This is a genomic window from Mesorhizobium sp. M5C.F.Cr.IN.023.01.1.1 (assembly GCF_003997585.1).
In the GTDB taxonomy this organism is placed as follows: domain Bacteria; phylum Pseudomonadota; class Alphaproteobacteria; order Rhizobiales; family Rhizobiaceae; genus Mesorhizobium; species Mesorhizobium wenxiniae.
Map to the genome: position 1 here is coordinate 1 of NZ_RZSU01000185.1, position 7,102 is coordinate 7,102.

Sequence of the window (7,102 nt, forward strand, 5' to 3'; positions counted from 1 at the left end):
CTCCTCGCGCGTCATAGCCCTGACCGGGCGGGACTCGCGCTCGACGATCGCCGCCTTCATGCGATCGGGGGAACCCCGCTCGAACAGGTCGCAATAGCCGTGGAAATACCGGATACGTCCATCAATGGTCAGCGCGAAGAAAATGCTTGTCACGCTGTCGGTGAGGAACTCGCGCATGGCGAACATGTCGCCGCGCATCCAGAGCGGCGGCAGGATGTCGAGCATGTAATCGTGTTCGGACCGGGCGATCTCGAACCATTCGCCGGCGAACAGCGCGCTGTCGTCGTTCTGCCAGCGATCGGGGCGCTGGGCATGACGGTCGAACAGGCGGAACATCTGACGCCGATCGGCGATGCCCTGATAGATCTTGCGGATCGAAGAGGTGGGGTTCATGAGCGGGCTCCTTTAGCCTCGTCGGGCCGGAGCGCGGCTCATCCTCTCGATGTCACCATCGTCTTCAGCCCTTCCTGACCCCTCCCCGCGGCCGCCTCTCCGTCCGGACGGGTCAAGGGCCGGCGAAGCCGGGCGCAGCTTCACCCTTGACGCGGCCGGCGGGCATGCGGCAGCCGGCCTTTCTTCTCCCTCCTTTTCTCCTTCTCCGGTTCTTTCATCGCACGCAGATCCTCGTTCCAGTCATCGGCCGCAGGGCGCAGCCGCTCGAAACCGCACCCTGCCTCCACCGCCATCCGCTCGAGCCGGCCGGCATAAATGTCGCCCTGTGCATTGTTGTCGGTGGCGGCAACAAGAAGCGCGCCCTTCCGCGCCGCAAGCCCCCGGATGGCCGCAACGCTCGCCGGTGCCCAGCCGCCGCCGGTGCTCAGATAGAGGCTATCGGGCTGCACCTCCTCGAGCGCGGCGAGGCTCATGGCATCGATCGCCGCTTCGGTGACGCAGAAGCGCGCGGCATCGTCGCGGCCGAAGCGAAACAGCACCTTTCCGCCTCCGGTGGCAAATCCCCGCCAGTTTGGCCCACGTTCCTCCCAGCCGGTGACCGCGCCGGCCTCGTCGATGTGCGCGGCCCACATGCTGCCGCGCGGGCCCTCGCGCAGCCGGTCCTGGCGGATTGCCGCGCCGATGACGGTCTCGGGGAGACGGCGCTCGTCGGTGAGATAGCGGCAGGTCATGGAGCCGCGCCATGGTTTGCGGCGGGCCTGCCAGCGCTCGGGAATCGCAAGGTCCGGTCGATTGTTGCTGGGAACTCGCGTCCAGACGGGCTCGCTGGAGACGAACCCGATCAGCTCCGCCACATGGTCGAGCGCATCCACAAAGGGGACGCCCTCGAGGTGCTCGACCAGGCGGAATACGTCTCCCTTGGCGTCCGACAGCGGATCGAACCAGCCCTTGCCATCGTGGATGACGATGATGATTTCGTCGCTGCGCCGGAACTTGACGGCGCGTTTCGTGCTCTTCTGGCGATCGACCGCGAAGCCCGCCCGCTCCAGCACCGCGGCACACGGCACACCGCTCCTGAGTTCCTCGACGTCGCTCTTTTCCATTCCACTCCCGGCGCCCATCGGGTTCCGGCCTTTCCTGTTCGGTTTCCTTCCCGCGCATCCCGCAGGACCAGACCCCACCGCCGCGAAGAGCGAAGGGGGCAAGGGCGCGGCTGGCAACTGAGGAATTCCGCAGGGGTCAATGGGATTGCCCGGCCGCGGCGCAGCCTCCCTTGCCGCCGCTCGCTCGCAAGCGGCACCACTACGGCGCATCGACGCGCCGACCGGCAGCAGCTTGATCGCGGTCGGCGCAGCCCGGCATTTCTGACGGGGCGGACCGCCAGGTCGAGGCCGGCTCAATGAGCCAGCCCGATCTGGTATGGGTCGTATTCGTGAAGAATCTCGACGTCCGCATCGCCCAGTTCGTCGCTCGGCAAGACGCCGATCACTCCGTCGACCTCGAACAGGGTGACCGGAACCATGAGGGTGCGGGCGAGGTCCAGCGCGTGGTGTTGAGCGAGAGAAAGATCGTGCGAGATTTGAGGGCCTTCCATCTTTGAGCGAGGCCAATCCCCGCTCGATGGCTCCGGTCAGTGTCGTGGTCCGGTCGCGATCACCGCGCAGGCTTTAGCCAAGCGGCCGCACGCTTGCGTAGCGGACCCCGATGAGGGTTGATCGTGGAAGATCCGGAACAGGACCAGGAAAGCCATCAGGGAAGAGCGGGGTTGGGCTTGTTCAAAGGTGGTCAGTCCCTTCCGCACGCGCGTTCTCGTCCCGTAACCGGGCGCCTTACGGCGGACGACCGAATCCCGAAGGGCTGGGAGGCAATCACCGATCGCAGACGAAAGCCCGAACTGCTCGGGATAAGCGGCATCGGTGAAATCGGGAGATTCTCCCGGACCGATATCCACCGCGGAACGGGCGCATCAAGGCGCCACACCGGGGCTGGGTTGCCGCGGTTGCGAGTGCGGAAGGCTCAGGCGAAAGGTTGAGGAAGACAACCGTCATTGACGTGTTCAGGGCGATGGCTAGATTCCGCCCGCGCGGGTGAGGATTGCCCGCCTTGCCAGGATAAAGGATCAGACGCGTGGCTACAGGTACGGTGAAGTGGTTTAATGCGACAAAAGGCTTTGGGTTCATCCAACCGGACGCCGGCGGAGCGGACGTTTTCGTTCATATATCCGCCGTTGAACGGGCCGGGTTGAAGGGCCTCGCCGATGGCCAGAAGGTCAGCTATGAGATCGAGCAGGACCGGCGCACTGGCAAATCGTCTGCTGGCAGTCTCCGGGCGATCTGAATTGCTCAAAGGCCGCACACATTTTGAAGCCGGCCTTTGCAAAATCTCCTCCGCGCCGGTAGGTGGCTGACTATCCAGGCCGGCGCCAGCCCCGGGGGCGCGATCCCGAGGCGCTAACACGCTGGCCGCAAGTGAGCTTGATGAACGCCAGCGCCAAGGTCATCGCCGCCGCGCGTACCGGGGTGAACCGAGGGCGTATGTTTGCAGTGCAGCAGAGTTTTTGTGCGTTGCAATATCCGACGCAATCGCTATCATGGGTTGGTCGGCCATCTCCTCCTCCCAGATGCGATGCCGGCATGAACGCGGTGCACTTCGTCCCGCGCCGCTTTCGAATCGAGCCCGCTGCCACCTCCTCCCGGCAGCGGGCTTTTTCTTTCTGGTCCGGTTTCGCGGCCATGGTTCGCGGAGTGCGAGCGGAGAGAGCCGGCTGGAAATCGAACCGGCGTGCTGAGCAAATGCTCGATACTAAAAATCGGTCAGAAAACGCAGCTGGCGGGATGCCGTCGTGCCGACTTTGCATTCTGTCTTGCCGCTGTGACGTTTGCACCTCAGGATCGGCGTTGACGACATCCTTTCCCGCGTGAGGTGCGCGACCGGGAAGGGCAGCGGGCCATGGCCAAGGCTGGAGACACGATGAAGGCGGCACAGACCGTCGCGCTCTCCAAGAGAGACTATTCTCCAGAGGGATCATCATCATCGACGCGGCGGTCGGGAGGCCCGCCGGCCGAAACAGGGCGATGGCATTGATGCGGTCAGGAGACAGAGGGCACAGTCCGGGCCAGGCACCGGCACGGATGACTTCCCAAAAGTGGCGGGCCGGCCCCGGAGTCGAGCCGCCATCGCGAGATTTTCGCGGCCGTGGAGGCTTCGCCGTCTGCTGTCCGCAGGGCGACGCGCGCAGCAGATAAACGCTCACGAATGGACCCCGTGTTTTCGAGGTGGCGGTTCAGGATCACCGAGCCGCCGGCGGTCATGAGAGGGAGGAATTACCGCACCGTAGGCGCTCCTTTGCCACGGCCTGGAGTTCCGGTTGACAGACAACCCCGATCTCCCGCTACAGACGGCGGTTCAGCGACCGGCGTTGATGGTTGCGCTCAAAGCGGCGCAACCAGATACCGGGGAGTGAAGAGACGCTGTACGGCTCCGTGGCCCCATCAGCGCAAGCGCTTCTTCATGCGCTCGATCTGCTCGGGCCTGCCCTCGAAGACATAGCCGTCGCGCGTCTTCTTCATCCGCACGCCAGGACCGGCAGCCTTCTTCAGACTGTCTTCGATGTGCTTTTCCATATTGCGCGCCAGCTCGCGCTGAAGCTGACTGGACGTGCCTTTGCGGCCATTGAAGCGCATTTCGATACCGGCCATCGCGTTCTCCTTTCGTGTCAGCCCTTCGGCGGGAAGGGGTCGTTGCCATAGGTGTTGCGCTCGCGGATACGGCCATTCTCGCCGTGAATGAACATCTCGGAGCCCTGATTGCGTGCGAGTTCCCGGGCTGCACCGATGGCTACGCGCTGCGTGGAGTGGACGGACGTGGCTTTCTGATTGCCAGCGCCCTTTACGGCCCAGCCGCCCGAATGCGGTACAACATGCTGATTTCTCTTGGACATTTCAAACCTCATATATCGTTTCCGGTTGACAGAATCGCCAACCTTGTGTTTACATATACTGAAACAAATGTGGATTATCAACCACTCAAAATCGGGAGAAGCAACCATGTTCGGACAAAGGCTACGACTGGCGAGAAAGAAGGCTGGCCTGTCGATGCAGGCCCTTGCAGACCGCGTTTCCCCGAAGGTCAGCGCGCAGGCGATCAGCAAGTACGAAGCCGACAAGATGATGCCGTCGTCGGCCGTTCTGGTCGGCCTCGGCAAAGCCCTTGGCGTGTCTCTCGATTTCCTCATGGGCGGGCAGGTCGAGGCGCTCCGCGGAATCGAGTTTCGCAAGCACTCGGGGACCTCGGCCCAAGATCGGGCCCAAGCCGAAGCGATCGTCACCGAAAAGCTAGAAGACTATCTGGCTATCGAGGACATCCTCGAATTGGCTCCGCCAGACGATCCCTTCGGCGATCTCGTGACCGATCATGTCCAACGCTTCGAGGTGGTGGATGAGATAGCGAGAGAATTGCGCCGCCGATGGGCTCTGGGGATCGATCCGATCCCGAGCATGACCGCACTGCTCGAAGACAAGGGGATCAAGGTGATCGAGGCGGACCTGCCGGAACGCTTCGATGGTCTTGCCTGCGACGTAGAACGGGGTGGCGGCAAGCCGGAGGCGCAAGTCGTTGTCGTGTCCAGCCGGACCAATATCGAGCGCAAGCGATTCAATCTCGCCCATGAACTGGCGCACCGTGTCATCCGTGCGACCGGCAATCCCGATATCGGCCTCGAAAAAGCGATGAACCGCTTCGCGGGCGCGTTTCTGGTGCCGACCGAACATCTGGTCGATGAAGTCGGTGCACATCGCCACGGCATGACCTATCACGAGCTCATGCGCCTGAAACGCCTCTACGGGGTTTCGGCGGCGGCGATGCTGATGCGGCTCGGGCAGGTCGGCATCCTGCCACAATCCGTGATCGAATATGCTTTCCGCACCTATGCGCGGTCATGGCGCGCGCAGGAGCCGGAACCGATCCGCGACCACGAAGGCTTTGCCGCCTTCGAGAGGCCGCAGCGTTTTGAGCGTCTGGTCTGGCGGGCACTCGGCGAGGAACTCATCTCACCGGTTCGCGCAGCACAGCTTCTGCGCCTGCCGCTCTCTACCGTTGAGCGGGAAATTCGGGGGCCGCGTGAGCAGTGACCTGTGTCGTCGTCAATGATGCATCCTGTCTCATCGACCTTCGCAAGGGCAGCTTGCTGCATGTTCTGTGCCGTCTGCCCTACCGCTTTGTTGTGCCTTTGCCGATCAGGGAATCCGAACTGCTCGACTTCACTCCCCAGGAATGGGCGCTGCTCGATGATGGCGGCATGGAAACTTTCGATCTGCCGCCTGAGCGCATGGGGAATGTGTTCGCGCTGAAGCGCCAGCACGGCCGCCTGTCGGCCAATGACTGCTTTTGCCTCGTCACCACGCAATATCACGAGGACGGCATCCTCCTGACCGGTGACGGCCTGCTCCGCACGGTCGCGGCGGCGGCGGGGCTTCGGGTTCATGGTGTCCTGTGGATTGTCGATGAACTCAAGGCTGCCAATGCCTGCGACGACACGCTCCTCATCACGGCTCTGGAAGTCTGGAAAGCGGACCGGGCGGTTTTCCTTCCCGACAATCTCATCGATCAGCGGCTCCGCCGTCTTCGGTAGGCGGACCCAGGCATATCGAGTCCTCACTGCACAGGTCGGGCTCGAAGGTGAGCCCGCCATGGTCGACAAGAGACCGAACTTCGTGGGACTATGTCCAGTTAATGATAGGATCATCCGATGGCTGACATTTCGGAGAACGCTCCAGCCAGATTGCCCGACCGGCTCTCGGTCGAGAACGCCTTGGCCGCCCTTCCGCCCGGCGCCGACGAGGCAGCACTTGCGGCGGCGTTGACGAAGAGATTTCCAGGCTTCTCGTTCTCCGCCACCAGCATCGACGACGTCTATTGGCGCGACGTGCGCTCAGTGCTCGCTCCGGATGGCAGCCGCGTCGCGGAGTTGCGGCCATGGATGACCGAGGCGCTGGCCAAGTGTGGTGGCGACGTGAAAGCGCTCTGGACGAGGTTGCGGGACAGTGATCTCCAGATTTCGGAATGGCATGGCAACAGCGCCTTCGCCTTTGCGCCAACAGGGCCGGGCGCTGCCGACTATGTACAGATTTCGCTTGGCCGCGAGGTCGAATGGCGCGCCGGGGCGATCGTGGATCCGACATCGCCGCCCTGGAGCGAGGATGATCTGCTCGATCCCGCATGGATCAAGCACGGTGAGATGGCCGACGAGAACATGCTGGCCGGTCCACTCTACCGTTTGCTCGGACGGGCCAGCAGCGGCGTGGTGCATGTCCGCAGCTTTCTCGCGCGGTGTGCCCGCATCGAACGCGACAAGCGCGAAGCGCGCCGCGCGGAGATGCAGCGGCGCGTTCTGGTCAGCTCCGACGGCAGAGAAACGCCCTTTCTGGAATTGCAGCCCAACTGGTTCGATTTCGTGCCGCGCGAAGTGCGCTTCTTCCAGGATTGGGAAGAATCGAGCGCCCGGACGCAGCGCGTCTATGAACATTGGGCTCTCGACATCAATGACTACGAACATCACGGCCAGCGGGAAATCGGATTCATCACCCGGCCGCTGCGCCGGCCTGCCGCGACGCTTGCTGCGGACAACTCCTCCGTGCACATCCTCATGGATCGTATCGAAGCGATCGACCGTGAGGTCGGGCTCCCGTTCGGATGGTTCTTCCTTATGACC

At 63.2% G+C, this 7,102-nt stretch carries 9 protein-coding genes; 4 read left to right on the top strand and 5 right to left on the bottom strand.

From position 1 onward, the window contains the following. From EOA78_RS34395 to EOA78_RS37600, 3 genes are all read right to left on the bottom strand, one after another. Positions 1-393 (bottom strand): DUF1419 domain-containing protein (locus tag EOA78_RS34395; protein ID WP_127320069.1); only part of this gene is annotated, 393 nt, incomplete at its 3' end. 140 nt (positions 394-533) lie between these two features. Continuing rightward, entirely contained in the window at positions 534-1,496 is a 963-nt protein-coding gene (locus EOA78_RS34400; protein ID WP_127320071.1) for a DUF3991 and toprim domain-containing protein, read from the bottom strand. 293 nt (positions 1,497-1,789) lie between these two features. Beyond that, on the bottom strand, positions 1,790-1,972 hold the full coding sequence (locus EOA78_RS37600) for a hypothetical protein (RefSeq protein ID WP_127320085.1): 183 nt from the start codon (positions 1,970-1,972) through the stop codon (positions 1,790-1,792). Positions 1,973-2,520: 548 nt separating this feature from the next. Here EOA78_RS37600 and EOA78_RS34410 point away from each other — a divergent pair. Then, positions 2,521-2,730 carry a cold-shock protein gene (locus EOA78_RS34410; protein ID WP_127320073.1) on the top strand — a complete coding sequence of 70 codons (210 nt, stop codon included), beginning with the start codon at positions 2,521-2,523 and terminating at the stop codon, positions 2,728-2,730. A 1,154-nt stretch (positions 2,731-3,884) separates the two neighbouring features. Here the strand turns inward: EOA78_RS34410 and EOA78_RS34415 are convergent. Beyond that, entirely contained in the window at positions 3,885-4,091 is a 207-nt protein-coding gene (locus EOA78_RS34415) for a hypothetical protein (protein WP_127320075.1), read from the bottom strand. A 17-nt stretch (positions 4,092-4,108) separates the two neighbouring features. Beyond that, a complete protein-coding gene (locus EOA78_RS34420; RefSeq protein WP_127320077.1) occupies positions 4,109-4,333 on the bottom strand; it encodes a DUF2188 domain-containing protein in 225 nt (74 codons plus the stop codon). A 106-nt stretch (positions 4,334-4,439) separates the two neighbouring features. Here EOA78_RS34420 and EOA78_RS34425 point away from each other — a divergent pair, with 106 nt between their 5' ends. The 3 genes from EOA78_RS34425 to EOA78_RS34435 form a co-directional block, all read left to right on the top strand. Next, positions 4,440-5,522: an XRE family transcriptional regulator gene (locus EOA78_RS34425; RefSeq protein WP_164784094.1), complete on the top strand. Its 1,083-nt coding sequence runs from the start codon at positions 4,440-4,442 to the stop codon at positions 5,520-5,522. Further along, the gene (locus EOA78_RS34430) at positions 5,519-6,022 is read left to right on the top strand and encodes a type II toxin-antitoxin system VapC family toxin (protein WP_127320081.1); all 504 of its coding nucleotides are present in this window, start codon (positions 5,519-5,521) and stop codon (positions 6,020-6,022) included. Before EOA78_RS34425 ends, EOA78_RS34430 begins: the two co-directional genes overlap by 4 nt. A gap of 117 nt (positions 6,023-6,139) precedes the next feature. Next, positions 6,140-7,102: hypothetical protein (locus tag EOA78_RS34435; RefSeq protein ID WP_127320083.1), on the top strand; the 963-nt coding region annotated here is incomplete at its 3' end.

Excerpts from the sequence above, each read along its gene's own strand:
- EOA78_RS34400 (WP_127320071.1), bottom strand. The coding sequence starts at position 1,496 with ATGGAAAAGAGCGACGTCGAGGAACTCAGGAGCGGTGTGCCGTGTGCC.
- EOA78_RS34415 (WP_127320075.1), bottom strand. The coding sequence starts at position 4,091 with ATGGCCGGTATCGAAATGCGCTTCAATGGCCGCAAAGGCACGTCCAGT.
- EOA78_RS34420 (WP_127320077.1), bottom strand. The coding sequence starts at position 4,333 with ATGTCCAAGAGAAATCAGCATGTTGTACCGCATTCGGGCGGCTGGGCC.
- EOA78_RS34425 (WP_164784094.1), top strand. The coding sequence starts at position 4,440 with ATGTTCGGACAAAGGCTACGACTGGCGAGAAAGAAGGCTGGCCTGTCG.